Source organism: Sphaerobacter thermophilus DSM 20745, assembly GCF_000024985.1.
Lineage (GTDB): Bacteria > Chloroflexota > Chloroflexia > Thermomicrobiales > Thermomicrobiaceae > Sphaerobacter > Sphaerobacter thermophilus.
Genome location: NC_013524.1, coordinates 182,252 through 205,473, shown reverse-complemented (window position 1 = coordinate 205,473; position 23,222 = coordinate 182,252). Strand labels below are relative to the sequence as shown.

21 protein-coding genes are annotated in these 23,222 nt (G+C 66.3%); 12 read left to right on the top strand and 9 right to left on the bottom strand.

Annotated features, from left to right (window positions below; genetic code table 11):
- Positions 1-70 precede the first annotated feature (70 nt).
- A complete protein-coding gene (locus tag STHE_RS13215) occupies positions 71-988 on the top strand; it encodes a DMT family transporter (RefSeq protein ID WP_012873089.1) in 918 nt (305 codons plus the stop codon).
- A 552-nt stretch (positions 989-1,540) separates the two neighbouring features.
- Here the strand turns inward: STHE_RS13215 and map are convergent.
- Positions 1,541-2,284 carry a type I methionyl aminopeptidase gene (map, locus tag STHE_RS13210; protein ID WP_012873088.1) on the bottom strand — a complete coding sequence of 248 codons (744 nt, stop codon included), beginning with the start codon at positions 2,282-2,284 and terminating at the stop codon, positions 1,541-1,543.
- Positions 2,285-2,504: 220 nt separating this feature from the next.
- On the opposite strand from map, the gene STHE_RS13205 reads away from it, so the two are divergent.
- The 3 genes from STHE_RS13205 (at position 2,505) to STHE_RS13195 (ending at position 4,271) form a co-directional block, all read left to right on the top strand.
- A complete protein-coding gene (locus STHE_RS13205) occupies positions 2,505-3,035 on the top strand; it encodes a CHRD domain-containing protein (RefSeq protein WP_012873087.1) in 531 nt (176 codons plus the stop codon).
- Positions 3,036-3,098: 63 nt separating this feature from the next.
- Positions 3,099-3,611 carry a cupredoxin domain-containing protein gene (locus STHE_RS13200; RefSeq protein ID WP_012873086.1) on the top strand — a complete coding sequence of 171 codons (513 nt, stop codon included), beginning with the start codon at positions 3,099-3,101 and terminating at the stop codon, positions 3,609-3,611.
- A 240-nt stretch (positions 3,612-3,851) separates the two neighbouring features.
- On the top strand, positions 3,852-4,271 hold the full coding sequence (locus tag STHE_RS13195) for a hypothetical protein (protein WP_012873085.1): 420 nt from the start codon (positions 3,852-3,854) through the stop codon (positions 4,269-4,271).
- Positions 4,272-4,283: 12 nt separating this feature from the next.
- Here the strand turns inward: STHE_RS13195 and STHE_RS13190 are convergent, their stop codons facing one another.
- Positions 4,284-5,600 carry an HD domain-containing protein gene (locus STHE_RS13190; RefSeq protein WP_012873084.1) on the bottom strand — a complete coding sequence of 439 codons (1,317 nt, stop codon included), beginning with the start codon at positions 5,598-5,600 and terminating at the stop codon, positions 4,284-4,286.
- Between the two features lie 166 nt (positions 5,601-5,766).
- Here STHE_RS13190 and STHE_RS13185 point away from each other — a divergent pair, with 166 nt between their 5' ends.
- Entirely contained in the window at positions 5,767-6,687 is a 921-nt protein-coding gene (locus STHE_RS13185; RefSeq protein WP_012873083.1) for a proline dehydrogenase family protein, read from the top strand.
- 103 nt (positions 6,688-6,790) lie between these two features.
- Here the strand turns inward: STHE_RS13185 and STHE_RS13180 are convergent, their stop codons facing one another.
- Positions 6,791-7,072 carry a hypothetical protein gene (locus STHE_RS13180; protein WP_012873082.1) on the bottom strand — a complete coding sequence of 94 codons (282 nt, stop codon included), beginning with the start codon at positions 7,070-7,072 and terminating at the stop codon, positions 6,791-6,793.
- Between the two features lie 26 nt (positions 7,073-7,098).
- The gene (locus STHE_RS13175) at positions 7,099-7,842 is read right to left on the bottom strand and encodes a TerC family protein (protein WP_012873081.1); all 744 of its coding nucleotides are present in this window, start codon (positions 7,840-7,842) and stop codon (positions 7,099-7,101) included.
- Positions 7,843-8,087: 245 nt separating this feature from the next.
- Between STHE_RS13175 and STHE_RS13170 the strand changes: the two genes are divergently transcribed.
- Positions 8,088-9,344: a M20 metallopeptidase family protein gene (locus STHE_RS13170; protein WP_012873080.1), complete on the top strand. Its 1,257-nt coding sequence runs from the start codon at positions 8,088-8,090 to the stop codon at positions 9,342-9,344.
- 92 nt (positions 9,345-9,436) lie between these two features.
- The gene (locus STHE_RS13165) at positions 9,437-10,711 is read left to right on the top strand and encodes a PQQ-dependent sugar dehydrogenase (protein WP_012873079.1); all 1,275 of its coding nucleotides are present in this window, start codon (positions 9,437-9,439) and stop codon (positions 10,709-10,711) included.
- A gap of 147 nt (positions 10,712-10,858) precedes the next feature.
- On the opposite strand, the gene STHE_RS13160 is transcribed toward STHE_RS13165, so the two are convergent.
- Complete coding sequence (locus STHE_RS13160; RefSeq protein WP_012873078.1) at positions 10,859-11,317, bottom strand: RidA family protein; 459 nt, start codon at positions 11,315-11,317, stop codon at positions 10,859-10,861.
- A 607-nt stretch (positions 11,318-11,924) separates the two neighbouring features.
- On the opposite strand from STHE_RS13160, the gene STHE_RS13155 reads away from it, so the two are divergent.
- The 5 genes from STHE_RS13155 (at position 11,925) to STHE_RS13135 (ending at position 18,347) form a co-directional block, all read left to right on the top strand.
- Positions 11,925-12,716 carry a polyprenol monophosphomannose synthase gene (locus STHE_RS13155; RefSeq protein ID WP_012873077.1) on the top strand — a complete coding sequence of 264 codons (792 nt, stop codon included), beginning with the start codon at positions 11,925-11,927 and terminating at the stop codon, positions 12,714-12,716.
- Positions 12,717-12,881: 165 nt separating this feature from the next.
- Positions 12,882-14,213: a glutamine synthetase family protein gene (locus STHE_RS13150; RefSeq protein WP_012873076.1), complete on the top strand. Its 1,332-nt coding sequence runs from the start codon at positions 12,882-12,884 to the stop codon at positions 14,211-14,213.
- Between the two features lie 194 nt (positions 14,214-14,407).
- The gene (locus STHE_RS13145) at positions 14,408-16,618 is read left to right on the top strand and encodes an amylo-alpha-1,6-glucosidase (RefSeq protein WP_012873075.1); all 2,211 of its coding nucleotides are present in this window, start codon (positions 14,408-14,410) and stop codon (positions 16,616-16,618) included.
- Between the two features lie 422 nt (positions 16,619-17,040).
- Entirely contained in the window at positions 17,041-17,652 is a 612-nt protein-coding gene (locus tag STHE_RS13140; protein WP_169308207.1) for a BON domain-containing protein, read from the top strand.
- Entirely contained in the window at positions 17,652-18,347 is a 696-nt protein-coding gene (locus STHE_RS13135; protein ID WP_012873073.1) for a hypothetical protein, read from the top strand. The genes STHE_RS13140 and STHE_RS13135 overlap by 1 nt, the downstream gene beginning before the upstream one ends.
- Here the strand turns inward: STHE_RS13135 and STHE_RS13130 are convergent.
- The 4 genes from STHE_RS13130 to STHE_RS13115 form a co-directional block, all read right to left on the bottom strand.
- Entirely contained in the window at positions 18,337-18,567 is a 231-nt protein-coding gene (locus tag STHE_RS13130; RefSeq protein WP_012873072.1) for a hypothetical protein, read from the bottom strand. The two genes, STHE_RS13135 and STHE_RS13130, sit on opposite strands and share 11 nt — an antisense overlap.
- A 644-nt stretch (positions 18,568-19,211) precedes the next feature.
- Positions 19,212-20,324 (bottom strand): ABC transporter ATP-binding protein, encoded by a 1,113-nt coding sequence (locus STHE_RS13125; protein ID WP_012873071.1) that lies wholly within the window; start codon positions 20,322-20,324, stop codon positions 19,212-19,214.
- 91 nt (positions 20,325-20,415) lie between these two features.
- Entirely contained in the window at positions 20,416-21,420 is a 1,005-nt protein-coding gene (locus tag STHE_RS13120; protein WP_012873070.1) for a dimethylarginine dimethylaminohydrolase family protein, read from the bottom strand.
- A 77-nt stretch (positions 21,421-21,497) separates the two neighbouring features.
- Positions 21,498-23,189 carry an amidohydrolase gene (locus tag STHE_RS13115; protein ID WP_169308206.1) on the bottom strand — a complete coding sequence of 564 codons (1,692 nt, stop codon included), beginning with the start codon at positions 23,187-23,189 and terminating at the stop codon, positions 21,498-21,500.
- Between the last annotated feature and the right edge of the window lie 33 nt (positions 23,190-23,222).

Genomic DNA, 23,222 nt, shown 5'->3' with positions numbered 1-23,222 from the left:
CGCGCTGAGCCGTTTCCTGCGGTACAACTACGCGCGGACGTAGGCGACGCGCGACGGTGAGGGAGAGCGGGTGCGAACCACCCATCTGGTGCAACTGCTACTGCTGGCGGCGATCTGGGGGTCATCCTACGCGCTGATCAAGATCGCCGTCGCCGGGATCAGCCCGCTGACCCTGGTCGCAGGTCGTCTGGTGCTGGGCGCGGCCCTCCTCCTCGTGACCGCCCGGATGATGGGCCTCCGCTTACCCCGCGAGCGCACCCAACTACTGCACCTGACCGTGATGGCGGTGACCGGCAACATCCTGCCCTTCTTGCTCATCGCCTGGGCTGAAGAGCGGGTCACCTCCAGCCTTGCCTCGATCCTGAACGCGACGACGCCCTTCTTCACACTGCTCCTTGCGGTGTCGGTCCTGCGCACGGAGCGCCTCACGCTCGGCAAGGTGGTGGGGATCGTTGTCGGCTTCACCGGGGTGGCGATCCTGACCGGCGCGGATCTGACCAACCTCGGATCGGCCTCCGGCCAGGGGGTGCTCGCACTCCTCGCCTCGAGCGCCTGTTACGGGGTGGGATTCGCCTACGCCCGCCGCTACGTCCGGGGGGAGCCGCTCGCGATCAGCGCGACGCAGATCTCTATTGCCGCGATCCTCCTCGCACCGGTCGCCCTGCTCTTCGGCGACGTTGCATCGACGAACCTCACCCCCGCGAATGCCGCGGCATGGATCACGCTCGGCCTGATCCCGACCGGCGTCGCGTACATCCTGTACTACCGCTTGATCGCCGGGATTGGCGCGACGCGGACGTCCTACACCACCTACATCATCCCGATCGTCGGGGTGGCGTGGGGCTGGCTGCTCCTGGACGAAGCACTGGGGCTCGACGCGCTGCTCGGCGTCGCGGTGATCTTCCTCGGCCTCGCCATCGCTAGCGGTCGCCCCCAACCTGCCGCTGAGTCTGCACCGGCTGCCCGGGCACGGGAGACGCAGGGCTAACGCGCCGCGCGTGGGAGAGCGGCGGACCCATCTGCAGCCGCTGCACGTGAATGGGTGTACGCGGTCGGCTGGTGCCCGGGGCGAACGCCGCCGAGCCGCTTTGGTACGGCGCGGGATGGTGACCTGTGTCCGGGGATGAGTGGTGCAAGGATCTCCGCGTTGCGCCACCTACCCGGGGGTCATGAAGTTTGACGAATTACCGTGCTACACCGAAGCTGCCCAGTTGCTGTCATCCTGAGCGGAGCCGGCCAGCGCGGGAGCGACAGCCGGCGGAAGCGAAGGATCTCTCCGGTACGTCGCCGGTCCGACGCGAGATCCTTCGCTTCGCTCAGGATGACATCAGCGCGGCAGCGGGTTGCTGGCGAGTAGACGACGCGAATTCGTCAGACTTCAATACCCCCGGCACGTGCCGGACGGTGAGACCCAACGCCGAGGTGTGAATCCTGTCCATCGCGACCGGCGTCAGCGCGACTACACAGCAGTCTTTCAGCAGACGGAGCTTCGTTGTGGAGCCGAGCCCTGTCCGTCGCGTGATGCTCCGAGCGACCGGTCCTAGGGGAGGGTGAGGATCTCCGGGCCGTTGTCGGTGATGGCGACGGTGTGCTCGAACTGGGCGGCGAGGCTGCCGTCAAGGGTGACCACGGTCCACTGGTCATCCAGCGTCCGCCATTCGGGGGCGCCCGCCGCGATCATCGGCTCGATCGTCAGCACGAGACCCGGGCGGAGGACCGGCCCTTGCCCCGGTCGGCCGTAGTGTGGCAGCAGTGGATCCTCATGGAGCTTCCGCCCGATGCCGTGCCCGTACAGATCGCGAATCACGGAGAAGCCGTTGCTCTCGACGTGGCGCTGGATGGCGGCAGAGATGTCGGTCAGGCGCTGACCGGCTCGGGCCTGGGCAATGCCGATCTCTAGCGACTCGCGGCAGACATCGAGCAGCCGCTGGGCCTCGGGGTCGATCTGCCCGACCGGCACGGTGATGGTCGCGTCACCATAGTAGCCGCGGTAGCGGGCACCGACGTCGATGCTGATGATATCCCCCTCCTGCAAGCGCCGCGGACCGGGGATGCCGTGCACGACCTCTTCGTTGACCGATGCGCAGATCGTGGCCGGAAAGCCGCGGTAGCCCTTGTACGCCGGGGTTGCGCCCGCGTTCCGAATGTACCGCTCGGCGATCTCATCGAGCTCCGCCGTCGTCACCCCTGGGCGAACCGCTTCCGCGACGAGCGCCAGCGTGTCGGCAACGATCTTCCCGGCCGCACGCATCGTCGCGATCTGCTCCCGCTGCTTCAAGACCATCCGCACTCTCGCTACCCTCGTCACCCGACGGGACGACCCCGCCCCGCGCCATGACCCGGTCAACTCACCCATTCTATCACGGCCGATTTCCGCATCCTGATTGGTGCCATCCAAGGTGAAGGCTCCGACGTAAGTGTCCTGAAGGGCGTGAGCCTCGCGCAATGTATGGAGCTCGGACGGCGGCGCCCCGCCGGGCCCGACAACGAGAGGGGAGCAGCGGATGAAACGCGCCGTGGTAGCTCTGGCGTTGGGAACCCTCCTGGCTCTTCTGGCCTTCGCGCCAGTCGGTGCCCAGGAGGAGATCACCGTGACGTTGAACGCGCAGAACGACTCCGGCGAGTCAGGGACAGCCACCCTGACGGCCATGGGGGATCAGACGCGGGTGGTGTTGAATCTGACCGGCGCGCCGGCAGGGCCGCAGCCCGCCCACATTCACGAGGGCACCTGCGTCAATCTCAATCCGGCACCTGCCTACCCGCTGACCAACGTTGAGAACGGGCAGTCGGAGACGATCGTGCCGGCGTCCCTGGCGAGCCTGATGAACGGGAACTTCGCCATCAACGTGCACCGATCCCCGGAGGAAGTTCAGGTCTACGTCTCGTGCGGCGACATCCCGGCCGCGGCCCAGGTTGCGCCTGCGACCGGCAACCCGCAAACGGGCATGATCGGCTCACTGGCGGCTGGTGCCGCACTCCTTGGCGTAATCGCCATCGGCGGCGGGGTCCTGCTGCGCCGCCAGGCGACGCGGTAGTGGGGCAGGTGAGCGCGCGGCGGGCGCACCGAACGGTGCGCCCGCCCGAAGAGGAAGGAGCCTATGTCTAGAGGGTTGGAGAACCTGCGCCTGACGCGCCGAGGCGTGTTCGGCCTGCTGCTCGTCCCGATCAGCGTCAGTCTCGCCGCTTGCGGTGGCGGTGCGGCCGGCGACACGTCCGCGGCAGGGGAGACGACGACGCCGACGGTGCCGCCAACAGCAACGAGTGAGCCGACGGCCACGCAAGCCCCGACGGCGACCTCAGCGCCGACCGAGGACACGACGTCCGCGGCCACACCGGCGCCGGAGCCGCCTGAGGCAGCGTCGGACGTGGTCGCCGTCCAGATCGTGGACTTCGCCTTCGACCCACCGAACATCACGATCCCGGCCGGGACCACGGTCGAGTGGACGAACGTCGGGCCCACCCCGCACAACGTGGTGAGTCAGGAGGGCATCTGGGAGTCTCCAATCATGGAGGCTGGCGCGACCTACCGGTTCACGTTCGAAGAGCCGGGCATGTACTCCTACTGGTGCACGCTCCACCCAACCATGCTGGGCTCCGTCACCGTACAGTGACGCCATTCACTCCTCCAATTCCCCCGGCGACCGGCGATGGAGAACCATCGCCGGTCGCTGTTAGCGAGGACCACGCGGCCGCTGCCCGCTACATAGTGGCGACCGTAACATGTCCGCTTACGGGCGCCCCTGGTGACGGAATCGGCGCCGTCACGTACAATCCCCGGCGGAGACGGAGGGCGCCGTACCGACCACCGGTGCGGCGAGTGACCCAGAAGTGGAGAGGTGGGCGGAGGCGATATGGTGCGACTGTTCGGACGACGTCGAGCTGCGGAGCCGTACCGGCACGTCCGCGATCGTCCGACGACGCCCGGTGCCTGGCTCATCACCCTGCGCTCGGTGCCGCGCCACTTCAAGGCGCTCCGCGAGGCCATCGAGTCGACCGGCGACGCGCGCGTCTGGTTCGGCGAGGAGTTGACCTACATCCGCGGCAAGGGCGTGTGCACGTTCCGGGTCGAGGTGACCGGGTTCACCTGGCTGGAGGCACTCTACCGGCGCTGGGCGGAGCTGGAGCGCGCCGACGCCTTCCCCTTCGACATCGACCTCTATCTTCACAACACCCAGTGGGCCGCCAGCTTCCGCGACAGCACGCCGGAACAGATCGAGGAGATCATCCGGTCCAACGCCCCGACCTACCAGCCCGCCGTCGACGGCGCCTAGCGCGGCGCTTCGTCACGCGATCCCACCCAGCAGCGGGAGCAGGAGCACTTCCGCGCGCTTGGCCACCTCATCGCGCAGGCGCTCGGTCGTGACCACCCGCACGAGGCGTCGGTGCTCCTCGTAGCGCTTGAGATCATCGTCGCTGAGCCCGACCGCCTCGGACCACGGCATCAGCGGCCGAAATCCGAGCGGCGGGCGGCTGAACCACACCCAGACGTCGGTCCGCCAGCGCTCCGGCTTCGGGATGTCGATCAGCACCTCGTGCGGCTCCACCATGGTGCCCAGGGCGTCCGCGAGCGCCGCGGCCATGCCCATCTCGACCGCGCGGCGCCGCGCCGGATCGGCGTACAGGCTGTTTAGATAGCGGTAGAGATCGGCCGAGCGCGCACTCACCTCCACGGCACGCTTGTGCAGGCGACGCGACCGCAGGCTGTCGACCAGCGCCCGCGTGGTCGCGGGCATCGCGGACCGCGAGAGCACCTCCAGCAGGGAGGCATCGTCGTGGAGCGTTAGCTGCTCCGGCGTGATCGCCCCCACCGCGAGCGCGTCCTGTACCGCGCGCAGCAGCATGACCATGCAGGCGCGGTTGGTATGGTGCCAGTAGACATTGTCGAACATCTCCTGGCGGGCCGTGATCAGCGAGTGGAGCGGGCTCACGCCCTTCTCGTTGACCACGATCCGCGGCCGGCCCTCGACATCGACGACCCGCAGCGCGTCGAGCAGGCGCGGGGTGTCCACCCCGCCGTAGGGCACGTTGCAGTGCTTTGCGTCCCGCGGCAGGTAGTCGAGCTTGTCGACATCAAGCGCGCCGCTCAAGAGCCCGCGCAGGAGCCGGTCGCCGGGCGGTAACTCGCCCCGCGGGTCGATCAGGTCCGCGACGCGACCGGGGTCGACACGCCAGTGCTCGGTGAGGACCGCAGCCACCTCGCTGCCCTCGATCACGCGCCGCCCGACTTCCTCGTGCGAGAGGATGGGTGGCCCGAGCTCCTCGATGGCGTGGCTGAACGGATAGTGGCCGATGTCGTGCAGCAGTGCCGCCGCGATCGCCGTGCGCGCCGTCTCGTCGTCGATCTCCACGCACGCGGGCGCCACGCGCCGGACCGCGGCCACGGCCTGCCGCATGAGGTGGAACACGCCCAGGGAGTGCTCGAACCGGGTGTGCTTGGCGCCCGGCCAGACCTTGCTCACGAAGCCGAGCTGTTGGATGCGGTCGAGCCGCAGGAAGGCCGGCGTCTCGATCAGCGCCACGTCCGCTGCCGTCAACGGGATGCGGTCGTAGAGGCTATCGCGGATCGTCGTCACCCACTCCTGGCCGCCGAGCCCGTCCATCACGTGCACCCTCGTTCCTTGCGCCCCACACCGTCATTGCCTCGCATTGTACCCGAACATTCGTTCGCCATCACGCCGCCCGGCTGACGCTTACGTGAACATGCTACACTGCTCGGTTGGGCGGCACCGCTCGTGCCGCAGCGATCAGTTTGGGGAGGATCGAGGGATGCCCGTATTTCGCAGCGGGATGCTCGCGCTCGCGGGGAATGAGCGAATCCAACGCGTCGTGACCCGCAACGGTTTTTCGAAGGGCTTCGCCCGGCGCTTCGTGCCTGGGGAGACGCTGGACGAGGCGCTGGCAGTCACGCGAGACCTCAATCAGAACGGGCTCACCGTGACGCTCGACCTGCTGGGCGAGAACGTCACGTCGGAGAACGAGGCCCGCGCCGCCGCCGATGCGTACTGCCAGATTCTCGACCAGATCGCCGAGACCGGCGTCAACAGCAACATCTCAATCAAGCTGACGATGCTGGGGCTCGACATCTCGGATGAGCTGGCACGCTCGAACACAGCGAAGGTGCTGGAGCGTGCCAAGGCGCACAACAACTTCGTGCGGATCGATATGGAGGGCTCCCCCTACACGCAGCGTACCCTCGACATCGCCTACGATCTGCACGAGCAGTTCCCCGGCACCGTCGGCATCGTGCTCCAGTCGTACCTCTACCGCACCGACCGCGACATCCGCGATGCGATCGCGGCCGGGATCCGCGTCCGCCTTGTCAAGGGTGCGTATGCCGAGTCGGACATGGTCGCCTACCCCTCCAAGAAGGAGGTCGATGCGGCCTATCGGCGGCACATGGAGATGCTGCTCGCAGAGGGGAACTACCCGGCCCTGGCAACCCAGGACGAGGCGATGATCAACGCCGCGATCGCCTATGCCGCGCGCAACAAGATCAGCCCCGACCGGTTCGAGTTCCAGATGCTCTACGGGATCCGGCGCGATCTGCAACTCCGCCTGGCGCGGCAGGGCTACAACATGCGTGTCTATGTGCCCTACGGCACGCAGTGGTACCCCTACTACATGCGACGGTTGGCCGAGCGGCCGGCCAACGTCTTCTTCGTCCTGCGCAATCTGCTGAAACGGTGAGCTGCGACGGCCCTCACCCCCGCCCCCTCTTCCGACGTTGGGAGAGGGGGAACGCTTTACGTGACGAGCGTTCCGTATGGGACTCGGGGTGAGGGTCGGACTCCTACATCTCCTCTGGCGGCGGGGTACCGAGCGGGACCATGTAGATGCGCACGCCAGCTCGGACGAGCCGGTTCAGCATGCGCACGCGCGTCTCGTAGCCGATCCGCCCCATCGGCACGAGCATCGGAACTCCGTGGTGGTCGGCCTTGGCCTTGATCCACCAGCGGAACTGCCGGTCACTCATCTGGCGCACGGTGATGTTGATGGTGCCCGTGCCCTGATCGTTCGGGATGACCACGTAGATGCGGTCCAGATCCTCAATGGTGATCGGAGGCTGTACCATCCGCCGCAGTTCCTCCTCCAGGTCACTCAATTCCCGCCCGGGCGCGCGGTGTGGCCGTGGCCGGCCCCGACCGGCTGTTCCTCCCCACCCGCCGCGTCGCGCGTCTGCCGCGCGCGGCGCCAGCGCACCGCCGCCGGGATCAATACCAGGGCACTCAGCCCGATCGCCAGGCCGACCAGCAGCGGCCCGTGGAGCGACGACGGGACATGCGCTGCGACAATCCGGTCGTCGACGATCATGCGCGCCGCCGTGACCGTCAAGACCCCGACCCCGACCAGGATCAGCCACGGCAGGCGATTCATCAGCCGCGCAATGACGCTGCTGCCGAACAGCAGGATTGGCATCGAGAGCGCAAGGCCGAACAGCAGCAGCGCGATGCTCCCATGGGCGGCGCCACCGACAGCGAGGATGTTGTCCAGACTCATGACAGCGTCGGCCATGATGATCGTGCGGATGCTGTCGATCAGCGTCTCCTGCGCCTCGATCTGCGGGGCAGCGTGCGTCTCGTCCCGCAGCAGCTTGTACGCGATCCAGGTGAGGAGCAACCCACCCGCCGCTTGCAGGAACGGCACGACCAGCAGGAAGACCGCCAGCGCGGTGAAGAGGACGCGGAGGCCGATGGCGCCCGCACCACCAAGGATGATCGCCCAGCGACGCTGCCGCGGCGGCAAGCGGTGCGCCGCCATCCCGATGACCAGGGCATTGTCGCCGCTCAGGACGAGATCAATGACGACGATGGACAGAATACTTGCGAGTAGTTGCCAGCTCATATGCTCTCGTCGCTTGCCAGCGGATCGACAATGTCCCCAAGGCCGGGGCGCGATCGCATCCTACCCGGCGCGGGACACTCTCCCTCGCCAGCGTACGGTGTGATCTTATCACGCACCCGAAACGGCCACGAACGGAGGCAGCACGCCCCCAACGCCGCCTCGCTGATCCTGTGCTATGATCGCTCGCGTCCGCACCGAGCATTCCGGCACCGCTATCGGCCGTTGATGAACGAAGGAGCACGCCCGTGATTCCGATCGATCGGATCCAGGTCACGCCCGAGCTTGATGCGTGGCTGCGCGAGACGCGCCGCTACCTCCACATGAACCCGGAGCTCTCGCTCCAGGAGACGAACACCGCCCGCTTCGTCGCCGGCCACCTGCGCGAGCTGGGTATCGAGCACCGAACCGGCGTCGGCGGTGATGGCCGCTCGCTCTTTATGTCGCGTGAGGCACTGGCCGCCGCAGGGGTCGAGCCAGGGCCGACGACCGGCGGCACGGGTGTCGTGGGGCTGATCCGCGGCCGTCGGCCGGGGAAGACGGTTCTCCTGCGCGCCGATATGGACGCTCTGCCGATCGAGGAGGAGAACGACGTCCCCTACCGCTCGACGCGCCCCGGTGTGATGCACGCCTGCGGGCACGACGTGCACACCACCATCCTCCTCGGTGTGGCGGAGATACTCAACGGCCTGCGCGACGAGTTCGACGGCACGGTCAAGCTGATGTTCCAGCCGGCTGAGGAGGGTCCGGGCGGCGCCATTGCCATGATTCACGACGGCGTCCTGGACGATCCGCCGGTCGACGCGGCGATCGCTCTCCACGTCGGCGTCGACTGCGAGCCGGGCCAGATCGCCGTGTCTCCCGGGCCGGCGACGGCCGCGGCCGATACCGTGAAGATCGAGGTGACCGGCCGCGGCGGCCATGCGGCCGCCCCCCATAACGCGGTCGACACCGTCGTCGTTGCCGCGCACATCCTCATCGCGCTGCAGACGATCGTGAGCCGCGAGGTCAGCCCGCTGGAGTCGGCCGTCGTGACCTTCGGCGCCATCCACAGCGGCTCTGCCAACAATGTCATCCCGCAGACGGCTGTGCTCGAAGGGACGGTGCGCACGTACACCGCTGCGGTGCGGGACCACATCGAGCGGCGGATTGCGGAGATCGCCTCGGGCGTGGCAAGCGCCATGCGAGCCGAAGCGAAAACGACGTATCTCCGCGGGTACCCGCCCATGTACAACGATCCGGCCGTGACCGAGATCGTGCGTTCAGCGGCTGCCGAAGTGCTGGGTGCAGAGAACGTCCTCGACCGGGCGCCGTTGATGGCCGGGGAGGACATGGCCTTCATCGCCGAGCGGGTACCGACCTGCATGTTCGGGCTCGGCGTCCGCAACACTGAGAGGGGCATTGTGTACCCACCGCACCACCCGCGCTTCGACGCCGATGAGGACGCGCTGGCGGTCGGCGTGAAGACGATGGTGGCCGCCGCGCTGCGCTACCTGGGAAGCTAGCGTCCGAAACCGGGGCGAGCCGGGGTCAGCGGCGACTCCGCGCCTCGCCCCGCATCAGTCCGACCGTACGGCCCAACCGCGGGAGGAACCCGATGAGCCAGACGCGCTTCCGTCATGCCCGGCCGGGGCTGTCCCGGCTTGCCGCAACCGCGCTTCTGTTGACGCTCATGCTCGCCACCGCCTGCGGGAGTTCGAGCGCGACCGCGACCGCGACGACCGGTGCTGAGGCATCGGTCCCCACGGCAACCGATGCGCCCGCCGACCCGACACCGACGACCCCGCCAACCCCAGAGGCGACCCCGACCGCCACGGCTGCGGCGACGCCCGAGCCGACGGCGGCCCCGACAGGGCCCGTCGCCTGGACGGTTGAGACCTTCGTGTCCGGGCTGGAGATCCCGTGGGAGATGCGCTTCCTGCCCGACGGCCGCATCTTTGTCACCGAGCGGCCGGGACGCGTCCGCGTGATTGAGAACGGCCAACTGCGGCCGGAGCCGGTCGCGACTATCCCCGACGTGGCACCCGTCGGCGAGGGTGGATTGCTCGGGATGGCGCTGCACCCCGACTTCGCCAACAACCACTGGATCTACTTCTACTACACCTATCAGTCCGGCGGCGGTGTCGCCAACAAGGTCGTGCGCTACACCGAGACGAACAACACTCTGGTCGACCCGGTGGTCATCCTGGACGGCATCCCGGGCGCGCAGATCCACGACGCCGGGCGTCTCGGTTTCGGTCCTGACGGCAAGCTCTACATCACGACCGGCGACGCGGCGCAACCGGAACTGGCGCAGGATACGAACTCGCTCGCCGGCAAGATCCTGCGGCTCAACGACGACGGCTCGGTCCCACCGGACAACCCCTTCCCCGGCTCGCCGGTGTATTCATATGGCCACCGCAACCCGGAGGGCCTGGCCTGGGAGCCCGGCACCAACGCGCTCTACGCCACCGAGCACGGGCCATCCGCCCATGACGAGGTGAACCAGATCCAACCCGGCGCCAACTACGGCTGGCCTATCATGCAGGGCAACGAAGGCCCCAACAACGGTTACACGCTCCCCGTGATTGAGAGCGGCACCGACACCTGGGCGCCGTCCGGCGCGACCTTCGTCCAGGGCAACACCTTCCCGCAGTGGACCGGCAGCCTGCTCTTCGGCTCATTGCGCGGGACCACTCTCTGGCGGCTGGACATCCCCGGCGGCGGCAGCCCGCCCAACCTGGAAGCGATCATCTCCGGGGACTACGGGCGCCTACGCAACGTGGTCGAGGGTCCGGACGGCTACATCTACATCCTGACCAGCAACCGGGACGGCCGGGGCGACCCGGCATCCGACGATGACCGCATCCTCCGCATCGTGCCGCAGCAATAGCGGCGCACACGGAGAGCAACTGCCGGGTTCCTATCTCGGTGGGAGGTTTCGCGGCGAGAGCCGCGGCGGCGTCCACTCCGCCAACGGAAACAGGGACAGTGTTGGTAAAGAAGGCGCCCCCGGTCGGGGGCGCCTCGCTTTGGGTCCTTACGCGACCTCGACGATCGCCTCGATCTCGACCGTGATGCCGTTGGGCAGCGAGCCCATGCCGACGGCCGAGCGGGCGTGGCGCCCGGCGTCGCCGAAGACCTCGACGAAGAGGTCGGAGCAGCCATTGATCACCTGGGGCTGCTCGCCGAACTCGGGGACGGCGTTGACCATACCCAGGACCTTGACCACCTGCTTGACGCGGTCCAGGTCACCGAGGACATCCTTCATGACCGCGATCAGCATCAGCCCAACCGAGCGGGCGTGCTGGTAAGCCTCTTCAGTGGTCACATCCCGGCCGACTTTCCCGGTCGGCGTCGACCCGTCCGGGTTGAAGGGGCCCTTGCCGGCCAGGAAGAGCAGGTTGCCCGTCTGGACGGCGTGGACGTAAGTCCCCATCGGCTTGCCGACGGCCGGCAGCTCGATGCCCAACTCCTTGAGGCGCTCCTCGACCTTCATGCCCTCTCCCTTTCCCGTACGTTGGCTGCGCCCATGGTGTTACCGGCGGCATCGTAGGCGACCCATTCCCCCGGTGTCAACGCATCCCACCGTCATCACATGCGATGTTTTGGGTATACTCTGCATCCGCACGGCCCCCCTCGCCGACAGCGAGGCGGGGCGCGACGCGTCGATCACGGAGCGACCATGCCGGGAGGTGTCGTCGCCCAGATGGTCCGCACGTGCGGCAGTTCCGGCTTGCTTGGCAACATCGCCGCGGCGTTCAGCCTATGTATCGGCGCCCCGAGCCGGGGTGAGCACCTCAACTCTCCCTGGCATCTTCCTCGTGAGGCTCGCCCCGGGCGTGAAGGGCTCTTGCTCGCCGCTCACCTGCCTCATCGTCGCTGTCCCGACGCTCTCCCTGCGTCATCCACTTCCGAAATGAGGCGGCACCCAAACCACGTCCCTGCCTGAAGGCAAGCCCTGCGTCGAGACACGACGATCCTCGTCGATAGGCGAGGTGTGGCAGCGCAATTGCGGTTGCTCCCGTCGCGCCGGTCCCGGCCGGACAGCAGCCAAACATTGGGGGGCGAGCGCTAGGCTGTCGAGCGAAAAGGAGACGGGTCACTTGACTAGTCAGCGATCGCACGGCAGGACAACGCCGTGCCCGGTTGTCATCCTGCCGACTTACAACGAGCGCGCCAACCTTGCAGCGCTCATCCCCCGCATCCTGGCCGACCCCCGCTTTCACATCCTGGTCGTCGACGACAATTCGCCTGACGGAACGGCCGATCTGGTGCGGGAGTTGGCCTCGGACTACCCCGGGCGCCTCCATCTGATCTCTCGTCCCACCAAGCTGGGCCTCGGTACCGCGTACCTGACCGGGTTCCGCTGGGCATTGGATCGCGACTACGATCTCATCTGCGAGATGGATGCCGACTTCTCGCACGACCCCGAGACACTGCCGCGCCTCGTCGAAGCCTCGCGCCACGCCGACCTCGTGCTCGGCTCCCGCTACGTGCCGGGTGGGGGTACGGTCAACTGGTCGCCGCTGCGGCGCTTCATCAGCCGCGGCGGGTCCACCTACGCTCGGCTGATCCTCGGGCTCCCCTACCGCGACCTGACCGGCGGGTTCAAGTGCTTCCGGCGCCGGGTGCTCGAATCGCTCGACCTGGACAGCATCCAGTCCAGCGGCTATGCCTTCCAGATCGAACTGACCTACCGCGCGCACCTGGCGGGGTTCCGCATCATCGAGGTGCCGATCCGCTTCGAGGAGCGGCGCGCCGGCCAGTCCAAGATGTCGATGCAGATCGTGGCCGAGGCGCTGGTCCGCGTCTGGCAGATGCGGCTCTCCGGAGCGAGCCCCTTGCTGGCACCAGGGCGCTCCACCCTCACCAGCCCCCCATCTCGCTCGCGGTAGGAGCCCCGCGCCGCGGCATGCTACCGGCGCGATGCGACCCATGTGCGGCGGTAGCGAGATCGCATAGACTTGTGGTACATGCACATGGGACAACGCGCCGGCACCTGCGAAGCCGGCATAGTGCATCGTGCCCCCTCGGCACTGGGCAGGATAGGAGCCGGACCGGTGAGAGTCGAGACCGTCACGCGTCTCCTGGCGGCCGCGGGCGTGCACTGGCTGCGCTTTGAGTTCGCCGACACCCTCGGTGTCGCGCGCTCGAAGGTCGTCCCGCTGTCCCGCCTGGAACGTGTCGGCACCCGCGGGCTGCGCTTCTACGGGGGCACGGACGGTCGGGCCAGCAACAATGCCGCCCCGGCGCCCGACTTCATCCTGATGCCGGACTTTGACACGCTCGCCCTTCTCCCCTATGCGCCGGGAGAGGCACGTGTGATTTGCGAGCTGTACGACCTGAACCAGGAGCCCGCCCCCCACGACGGCCGCTGGGTGCTGCAGCAGGTCGTCGAGCAGTATCTCGACGAGGGACTCCTCCCCGCGACGACCTTCGCATTCGACTTCTACGTCATCGAGCGGGAAACGGGCACGCCCGCGTTCCCGGGTGGACGCCCCGGCGCGAGCGTGCGCAACGCCGCGCGGCCTGCGTGGCGCGACACCCTGCTGTCGGCGCTCCCCTCGCTCGGGGTCGAGCTGGAGAGCATCAACACGGCCGGGGCGCCGGGTCAGGTCCATGCCGAGCTCGCCACAGCGCGCGGGGTCGCCGCTGCCGACCAGGCCTTTACCTTCCGCACGGCGGTAAAGGAGGTCGCCAGCCAGGACGAGCTGACCGCCACGTTCATGACCCGGCCGCCCTGCGGTGACGTTGCCTCGGCCTGCATCATGCAGCACCGGCTGCTCGACGCCGTAACCGGCGAGAATCGATTCGCCGACGACGAGGATCCGCTGGGCATCTCGCCGATCGCCAAGCACTTCGTCGCCGGGCTGCTCTACCACGCGGCGGCGCTGTCCGCCTTCCTCTTGCCGATCCCGAACGACTACAAGCGCTACCACGCGGCCGGTTGCGTGCCGCAGCACGCCACCTGGAGCTGCGAGAGCCGCGCCGCGGCCGTGCGCGTTACCCCCCGCCCCGGGGCTGACGCGGCACACGTGGAGAACCGCATCGCGGCGGCCAGCGCCAACCCGTACATCGCGCTCGCCGCCTGCCTGGCCGCCGGGCTTGATGGGCTGCGCCAGCGTATGCTCCCACCCGCGCCGTTGCACGGCGACCCAACGGCACGGAACGGCGCTCCACGCTTACCCCGGTCGCTGGACGAGGCACTCGCCGCATTGGAGGCCGACACGCCACTGCACGCGCTCCTGGGCGAGCCGTTCATCCGCACCTATCTCGGCGTGGCGCGGTTCGAGATCGCGCGGACGCGACTCGCCTGCCCCAGCTACGGCACGGAAGAGTGGGAGCGGCGCGTCGATCCTTGGGAGTGGTCCGAGTACGGCGAACTCCTGTGACCCGACCCCGCTACGTCCATTTCCGGCGTTCATGCGTAACGCTAGTCTACGGACATGCGTCCACCACGGTTGAATGGAGCCGGAGTGTCCCGTACCCTTGAACGATTAACCGGGATGACCCGCCGCCACGCACACCGCGGCGGCTACCGCACCCGGATCGGCCGAAGCAGATCGTCACGGAAACGCGGGGCCTCATGCGCACGGGAACGATGGTACTCAAGCAGGGCGAGATCTTCGTCGTCAGCGATGAGCGAGGCGATATCGGACGCACCGTCGCTGGCGCCGGTCTCTACTACCGCGATACCCGATTCCTCAGCGACTACCAGCTCCTGCTCAACGACGAGCTGCCGGACCTACTCGACTCGTCAGGGACGCAGAATACCGTCGGGATGTTCCAGTTCGGCAACCCGCTCCTCGAGAGCGCCGCGGGACAGACCGTGCTGCCGAACACCATCGGCATCCAGCGCTACCGCGTGATCGACCAGGGGATGACGGAGCAGATCCAGATCCACAACTACAACCCCTTTCCCGTCAGCCTCTCACTCACGTTCATCGTCAGCTCCGACTTCCGCGACATCTTCGACGTGCGCGGCTTCCGCAGGATGCAGCGGGGACGAGTGCTTCTGCCGCGCCGGGAGGAGAACGAGGTGGTCCTCGGCTATCGAGCGCCCGACGGTCACCTGCTCGAGACGGTCATGCGCTTCAGCCGGACGCCGGACGAGACGTTGATCGTAGCAGGCGCGGGCTACACGGCGGAGCTGGAGGAACTTCGGGCGATGCTCCCCGGCAACGACCGGGTCGTCCGGTCGGAACCGGCCGGCCAGGCGCCCAGGGCCTCGCTCCTCTTCCGCTTCGAGCTGGAGGCGCAGTCGGACGCCGAGCTGACCCTGACGCTGACGCCGCGCTGGACCGCGGAGTCGAGCGACGGGCAGGTCCACACAATCACGACGACCAACGGCCCGCTGCCGGTCGCGAGCGAGCCGTTCCCGGTCGTCGAAACCAACAACGAGATCTTCAACAGTCTTCTCGACCGCAGCCTCCGGGACCTGCGGACGCTGATCACCCCATTCCCGGGCGGTCGGCTCGTCGCCGCCGGCATCCCGTGGTTTGTCGCCCCCTTTGGCCGGGACAGTCTCATCACGGCCCTCCAGATGCTCATGTTCTCGCCAGCGATGGCCGTGGAGACGCTCCGCTATCTGGCGCGCCAGCAAGGCACGCAGGTCAATCCCTGGACCGGAGAGGAGCCGGGTAAGATCCTGCACGAGCAACGGTTCGGGGAAATGGCCCGCCTCGGCGAGGTGCCACACGTGCCCTACTACGGCACGGTGGACGCCACGCCGCTGTTCGTGCTCCTGTTCGGCGAGGTGCTGCGCTGGAGCGGGAGCCGCGACCTCTTCGACGAGTTCCGCGAGCCGGCCGAGCGGGCGATCGCCTGGATCAACCGCTACGGCGACAGCAATGGCGACGGCTTCGTCGACTACGGCCAGCCCTCCCGAGGTGGCCTGGTGAACCAGGGCTGGAAGGACAGCGACGATTCGCTCCAATGCCCAGACGGCTCGCCGGTAGCAACGCCGATCGCCCTGGTGGAGGTTCAGGGGTATGTCTACCGGGCAAAGCAGGCACTGGCCGATGCCCACGACCGCTGGGGAGACCCCGGCCGCGCCGAAGAGCTCCGGCGTGAGGCTGAGGCGCTGCGCCGGCGCTTTGAGGAGCAGTTCTGGAGCGAGGAAGATCAGTTCTACGGCCAGGCCATCGACGGCACCGGCCGGCTCGTCACCGCCATCAGCTCCAACCCCGGGCACTGCCTGTTCGGCGATATCGTGTCGCCCGAGCGCGCCGCGATCGTAGCCGAGCGGCTGCGGGCCGCCGACATGTACTCCGGCTGGGGGATCCGCACCCTATCGTCGCAGATGCCGCACTACAACCCGATGAGCTATCACAACGGGAGCGTCTGGCCGCACGACAACGCGCTCATCGCCGCCGGGCTGCGACGCTACGGCTTCGACGAGGCCGCCGCGGCGGTCTTCACCGATCTCGTCGACGCTGCGACTCACTTCCCCTACGGCCGTCTGCCGGAGCTGTTCTGCGGCTTCAGCCGGGAGTCCGAGCGCTACACCTTCCCGATCGCCTATCCCGTGAGCTGCAGCCCGCAGGCATGGGCGGCCGGGACTCTCCCGTACCTGCTCCAGGTGGTGCTGGGGCTGGAGCCCGACGCCGCCACCGGGCAGCTCACCCTGCGGCCCTACCTGCCGGACTGGCTCGATACGGTGCGCATCCGCGGGATGCAGTTCGCCGGCCGTACCGTCGACCTGACCATCCGCGGGCGCGGCCGCGACGTGGAGGTCACGGTCGACGCGGGGCACGAGATCGCGGTCGTGGTCAACGATCAGGTCGTGGCGAGCTAGCGAAACCGTTCCCCACGCCCGGCGCGGTTTGCCCCCGCCGCGAGGTCGATTAGCGAGGGGGGCGGACACGTCGCCTCCGGTGTCGCCGTAAGAGACGGGAGGCACCCTCTCGACGAGCGGGGCGACCTGCGCATGCTTCATCATGCTCTCCATCTCGGTGCGTGGTGGTCGGACGGCAAGAACCCGGCAGGAGCCGGCAGCGTCCGGCGCGGAGATGCAGTATTGATGCCGGATGCGTACTAGCCCGAAACTGGCATACTGATTGCGGCTGCGCTACGCTGCTGTACTCGCACGGGTCGGCGTCCGCGGTGACTGCCGCGTTCCGCCCGGGCACCATCACAAACCGGAGGTGAGCGATGCCGATGCTCAAGATGGCAGACTCCCGAGGCATGCGCAGGCGTCGCCGGGAGGCGCGGCGCGCGATGCGCACCATGCGCAGCATCCAGGCGATGCGGGACCTTCCGGATTTCCAACACATGGCCCTGATGTGGGTGGACCAGGCGCGGCGTGCGCGGGAGCGCGCGGCCTTCCGCCGCGGCCTCGTCATCGGGCTCATCGGCGGAGCGGTGGCAACCTTCGTCCTCGACCCACGCGCCGGCCGGCGCCGGCGTGCCCTGGCGCGCGACAAGGTCGTGCATCTCGGCCACCGCGCGGATGAACTCATCAGCGAGACGATCCCCCGGCGGGTCGACTACCTCTCGGGCGTCGCCGCCGGTGCGCGCCACCGCGTGATGTCGACGGTCCGCCGGGAACCGTCGGAGATGCCCGACGACGACCAGTTCGTCACCGACCGGGTGATGAGCATCGTCTTCCGCGACCCCGACATCCCCAAGGGCAACATCAACGTCAACACGGTCGACGGGGTCGTCTATCTGCGCGGCACCGTCGATGACCCGCGCATGGTGCAGGAGATCGAATCGCGGGTGCGGCAGGTTGAAGGGGTGCGGGACGTCGTCAACGTGATCAACCGCCCTGAGGTCGATCCGAGCGATGTGCGCGCGGCCGAAGCGCGCCGTATCGAGGAAGGACGGTGATGGAGCGGCGTCGTACCCGCTGGGCCATCTTCGCGGCGTCGGTCATCTCCGCCGACGGCAACCCGGACGCCTACCTGCTGCGCGCCCTCGGGCGTGTGCTCGTCCGGGACGGACACGAGGTGACCTTCTACGAGGAGCGGGGAAACCCGGCCCTGCAGCGACTCCTCCGTCACGAGGGAGCGCGCGGGCTGGATGCCTTCCGCACTGCCTACCCCGATATCATCTACCGCACGATCGAGCGGCGTGCCGGAGCCGATCTGGTGGAGTGGCTCACGCGCACGCTGGCCACCGCCGATGTCGCGCTGGTCCAACCCGGCGCCCCCGAGCAACTCGCCACCTGGGTCGGCCGCCTCACGCGCCGGCACCTGCGCACCTATCTGCTCCACACCGGATGGAGCGGACAGGAGACTGCGCAGGACATTGCTGTGCTGGAACCGAGCAACTTCAGCGGCATCTTCACCGGGCCATCGGCAGTGCACAACGCCGTGCCGTCCGACCGGTTGCGGAGGCTCGACGCGCTCCCAGACCCGGAAGGCTTCGACGACAGCGCGGCGGCGACGCTGCTCCCCGCAGCCGAGCACCTGGTGGCCCAGATCCTCGCTGAACTGGACCAGGGTGATTCCGGCGCGGCCTCACCCACGCCGTCGGCGCCTCATGGTAGGGGGATGGAGGAATCCGGCCCCGTCACGCACTGACGGGGCGCACCCCGCAGGCCAGCCCCGCCTGCTCGATGCGCTCGATCAGTGCCTCGTACTCCTCATCGAGCAGGGTGAAGGAGGTGCGGCACTCGGGGCAAGTGACCACGTAGACGCAATCGTTCCGCATCTCGCACCACTCGACCACGTCCCCATACAATCCCTTGTGGCAGAGATGGGTCAGCACCTGGTCGACGACTGAGCGTTGATCCGACGTCATGGCACCCTCCCCATGACTCCCAGAGTGAATTGGAGGTCAGCGTGCAACCATCCTACACGTGACATGAGCCAATAGCAAGTTCAGGACCAACCGATACGCATGATCTGCGCAATCCGCGCGCTTCTTTCCCGCCCTAGCCACCTGCTTCACCCTCGCGTAGGATGTACCGGGAGCGATTCGAGGCGGAATTCGAGCGAGCGTGACGATCAGGTGGGAGGTAGCGGGCGTGGCGCGGGTATGGGTACGAGTAAGTGACGTGCGGAGTTGGCGGCAGCACGCAACGGGGTCGAACTGCGGTCGGAGTAAGAAGTAGAGGGCCGAGCAGTAGGCCGCATGGTGGAAGACCGGCTATTGAGAACCGACCGGGCAGCGCAATGCGATGCGGCCTCCTGTCAACCGATCCCGGGCAAGGCGCCACCCGCTGGTGGTTCGGCATCAAGGTGAAGCATGAAATCGCCCGCTCGGGAACCCGTTAGACCGGACTCCCGACAGTACAGCGTGGCCCAACGGGCCTCACGTGCAGGACGGATGATCCCCGTGTTCGGGTTGCTGCGAAATCGCAGCCAATCATGGCTCGGGGACAGTAACTCCGTAGGATGTGGTTCGCCAGCTACTGATCACTGAGGAGAGCGCGCAGTCTCAGACTACGAAACCAGCACTGCGTCTGACGCTTTCCACCCCACGCGGACACGATCACCACGCTTCCAGACTGCCGCATCTGCTCGGTTCTGCTGCTTCACTGACAGAGACCACTCTCCGGTGATGCGAACACGCAGTCTTGTCGACTCACCGACGTAGATCACTTCCTCCACGGTGCCGTCAAGCACGTTATCAGTGAGGGTCTCGGTCACCAGCACGATGCGTTCGGGGCGGATAGCCATGCGCACCCGGGATCCTGGCTGAACATCCGCGCCATCCGGGAGGCTGAGCGTAATACCGTCGGAGGTCCTGAGAAGAAGGCGACTGCCATCTCTTTCACACTGTCCTTCGATGAAGTTCGACTCTCCGATGAAGTCAGCCACGAACGTAGAGACGGGTTGCTCGTACAGTTCCCTCGGCGTCCCCACCTGCTCGATCCGGCCGTTACGCATCACCACGATTCGATCCGATAGAGTCAAAGCTTCCTCTTGATCATGCGTAACGTAGACCGTGGTGATCCCTGTTGACTCCTGAATGCGCTTGATTTCGACCTGCATTTCCTCACGGAGCTTCTTATCTAGAGCTCCAAGCGGTTCATCCATTAGGAGGACCGGTGGCCGAAACACCATGGCACGCGCAAGCGCCACACGTTGCTGCTGACCCCCAGACAACTGACGCGGTTTGCGATTCTCAAAACCAGTCAAGCGAACTAACTCCAACGCCTCAGCCACCGCCCGGGCGATATCCGCCTTGGGATATTTCCGCATACGCAAGGGAAACGCGATATTATCTGCAACAGTCATGTGCGGGAAGAGCGCGTAGCTCTGAAACACGACGCCGATATTCCGCTGGTGCGGAGGCAGATATGCGATGTCCTCACCATTGACTAGTATCTGACCGCCTGAGGGCGTGACAAAGCCCGCAATCATCATCAATGTCGTTGTCTTGCCCGAACCGCTTGGACCGAGCAGCGTCAGGAACTCCCCGGGAGCAATGTCTATGCTGACGTGATCCACAGCAGGAGTATCACCGTAGATCTTCACAAGGTCGATCAGTTGAACACGAGCACCTCGAACGTCCGCTGATCGACTCTCTCGCTTGTTGTCCAGTAGCGCCACCGGCCTCCCCTCCCCAGGGCTCTAAACGCGTCGGATAGTTTCACGCCCCGCCGCGCGCAACGAGTTGCGCGCGGCGGGGCGTAGTCCGCGATCACACAGGATCCCGAACCAACTCCATCGTTGAGCAGTGCACGCCCCCGCCGTTCTTCTGGATCTCATCGTAGGGCACCGTGATGACCTCAACCCCACGCTTCTCCAGACGCTCCTGAGTATAGGGGTGCCCCTCACTCATGATGATACGACCTGGACGTACACAAAGGCTGTTCACCGCCCAACGCTCCTCAGGATGTACGGGGATCGTCTCAATTCCCAAGGAATGGAGCCGGTCGATAAACCAGTAAGGGAGGCCATCGGGCACGATCAGCGCCTTGTCAATATCCACCATCCCGAGGTAGCCGTCGAGATGGATCGACCACCCGACCATCGGTACTACAATGAGCTCGATACCCAAACGCGCGAGGATCTCTCGGAGTTGTTGAGCGCCCTCTTCATTACAGCGAATCGACGTGCCGAAGGCAGCCACCTTGGGGGTCAACTTGACAAAGCTTCCACCCTCGAGCATGCCAGTACCGACGATCGTTCCGAGGATGGGCATACCGAGCGCCGCTACAGTCTTGGTAACATACGCTTCCTCCCCGCGGCGCATACGAGGTGCCATTCGACCTATGATGGCCCCACCTGGAACCGTGATGAGGGGATCACGGGTAAATACTGACTTGACGAACGGCCCCTCAACCCCCTCAACATAGACAACAGTTACACCCTCATCGCGCAGAGTGGCGCTCAGTACATCATGCTGGTGTTGCATCTTCGCGAGGTCGGGTGGGTTCCTGTCCCGCCAGTACCAACGACCCTGCGGATCCACGAGCGCTTCGGCTTCTTCGCTGTACTGTCCGCCTTGGATGACGTTCATCTCTTCTCCAGGCCGGCGCATCAGCACCATGCGAAGCTGCCCGACCTCTGAGTTGGCACCCCAAACTCTGCCCCACACGGCTTCCATTTCCGCTGGGTCATTGAACCCCGGTTCAGGCTCCGGAGGAGTGAATGACTGATAGTACGATTCCGACACGATGTGCTTGTTAGTCGAACGCGCCATCCCTTGCCGATCCCTTCTGATGTCCATCATCTCTGACAGGTGCGAACCACCCCCGGAAACTACGAGGTTCGTGGGCGTCAGGAAAGTGCCCCGTCAGCCCACGCCTTCTCGTTCACGTACACAGCACGCCCACCCAGGAAAGTGGCAACCGGTCGAATCTCCTTGAGCTCTTCCTCAGGGACAGTCAAGATATCCCGATCTAGCACCACCAGATCAGCGAGCTTACCGGGTGTCACTGTTCCCTTGATCTCCTCCTCAAACGTGACCCAGGCACCAGCCGCGGTGTACAGACGGATCGCTTCCTCGCGGGACACACGTTCCTCCGGGCCTAGATCACGCCCCAAGACGGTCTTGCGCGCAACACAGGAGTAGATTCCGATGAACGGATTGTACGTGGTAACAGGCGAGTCGGAGCCGCAGGCGATTGGGACACCGGCCTCCAAGTAGGTCAGGAGCGGCATCGCTCGGGCCGCCCGCTCCTCTCCGATTGACGCCACGAAGCTCTCCCCCAGGTTGTACAGGAACGGGATAGTGGGTAGTGCCGCTATCCGGTACTCACGCATCAACTCAAGCGCCTTCTCAGTGGGGAAGTACGCGTGATGCACTCGGTGACGGATAGACGTGGATGGCATCTGCTGGTAGGCGTTGGCGTACGCCTCGACAACCATCTCCTGCATGCGGTCGCCGCATGTGTGTGCGTCGATCGACCAACCGTGCTCGTGGCACCACTGCACCCGGGCGACGAGATCGCTAGGCGACACGATGTATTGACCGAAGTTGTCCGGCTCGTCGCGATAGGGTTCGAACATGTAGGCCGTCCGATCGCCTACCCCGCCATCCGGCATCATCTTGATCGTGTCGATTCGCAGTTCGGTGTTGCCGAACCCAGTAAAGAGACCAACGTCGGAAAATCGTCGTTCGAGCAGCTCCTCTCGCGGCTCCATGCTTGAACCCCAGCCAGCGAGACAGAGGGATGACCGCACGCTCAGTGCACCGTCGCGCCAGACTGCTTGGTAAGCGTGTATGCCTTCAGGAAGGAGTCCCGGGTCAGCAATGGACGTGATACCCCACCGGTTGTATTCGCGACAGGCGATGCGCAGGTGGGCCTCGCGCTCCGCATCTGTCCTTGGTGGGATCGCGTCGTAAACTAACTGCTTGGCACGATCGCGTAGTACACCAGTGGGCTCCCCGAGATCGTCCCGGTCGATCCGCCCACTGTAGAGCTGAGTCGGATCCGGGTCGGGCGTGTGTCGCCCAATATCCGCAGCCATAAGTGCCGCTGAGTTGGCGACCAGCATGTTCCACACCCGCTCGAGGACGACCGGGTTGTTTGGGGCGACCTCATCGAGATCCCACCGCGTCGGGAATCGCTTTTCGCGCAACAAGCTCTCATCCCAGCCGCGACCCAAGATCCATGCCCCCGGAGGGGCATCGGCTACGGCCTTCGCAACTGCCTCCTGAATATCACTGATTGAACGGGCGTGGAACAATTGGACCTCTGTTAGAACGTGCCCGCTCATTAGCATGTGATTGTGCGGATCATTGATTCCAGGAATGCATGTTCGCCCCTGGAGATCAACGACACGGGTAGCGGGCCCACGAAGGCGGAGGATCGCCTCGTTCGGGCCGACGGCTACGAACTTGCCATCCTTGATCGCTACTGCCTCAGCTCGTGGCGAGTCTGGATCAACGGTAATGATGTTGCCGTGATAAAGGATGAGGTCGGGAGTATTGTCAACAATCCTCAGCCGACCACCGTGGAAGTCCATCCGTCCACTTCCCCTTGCCATGTCACCGCCTGA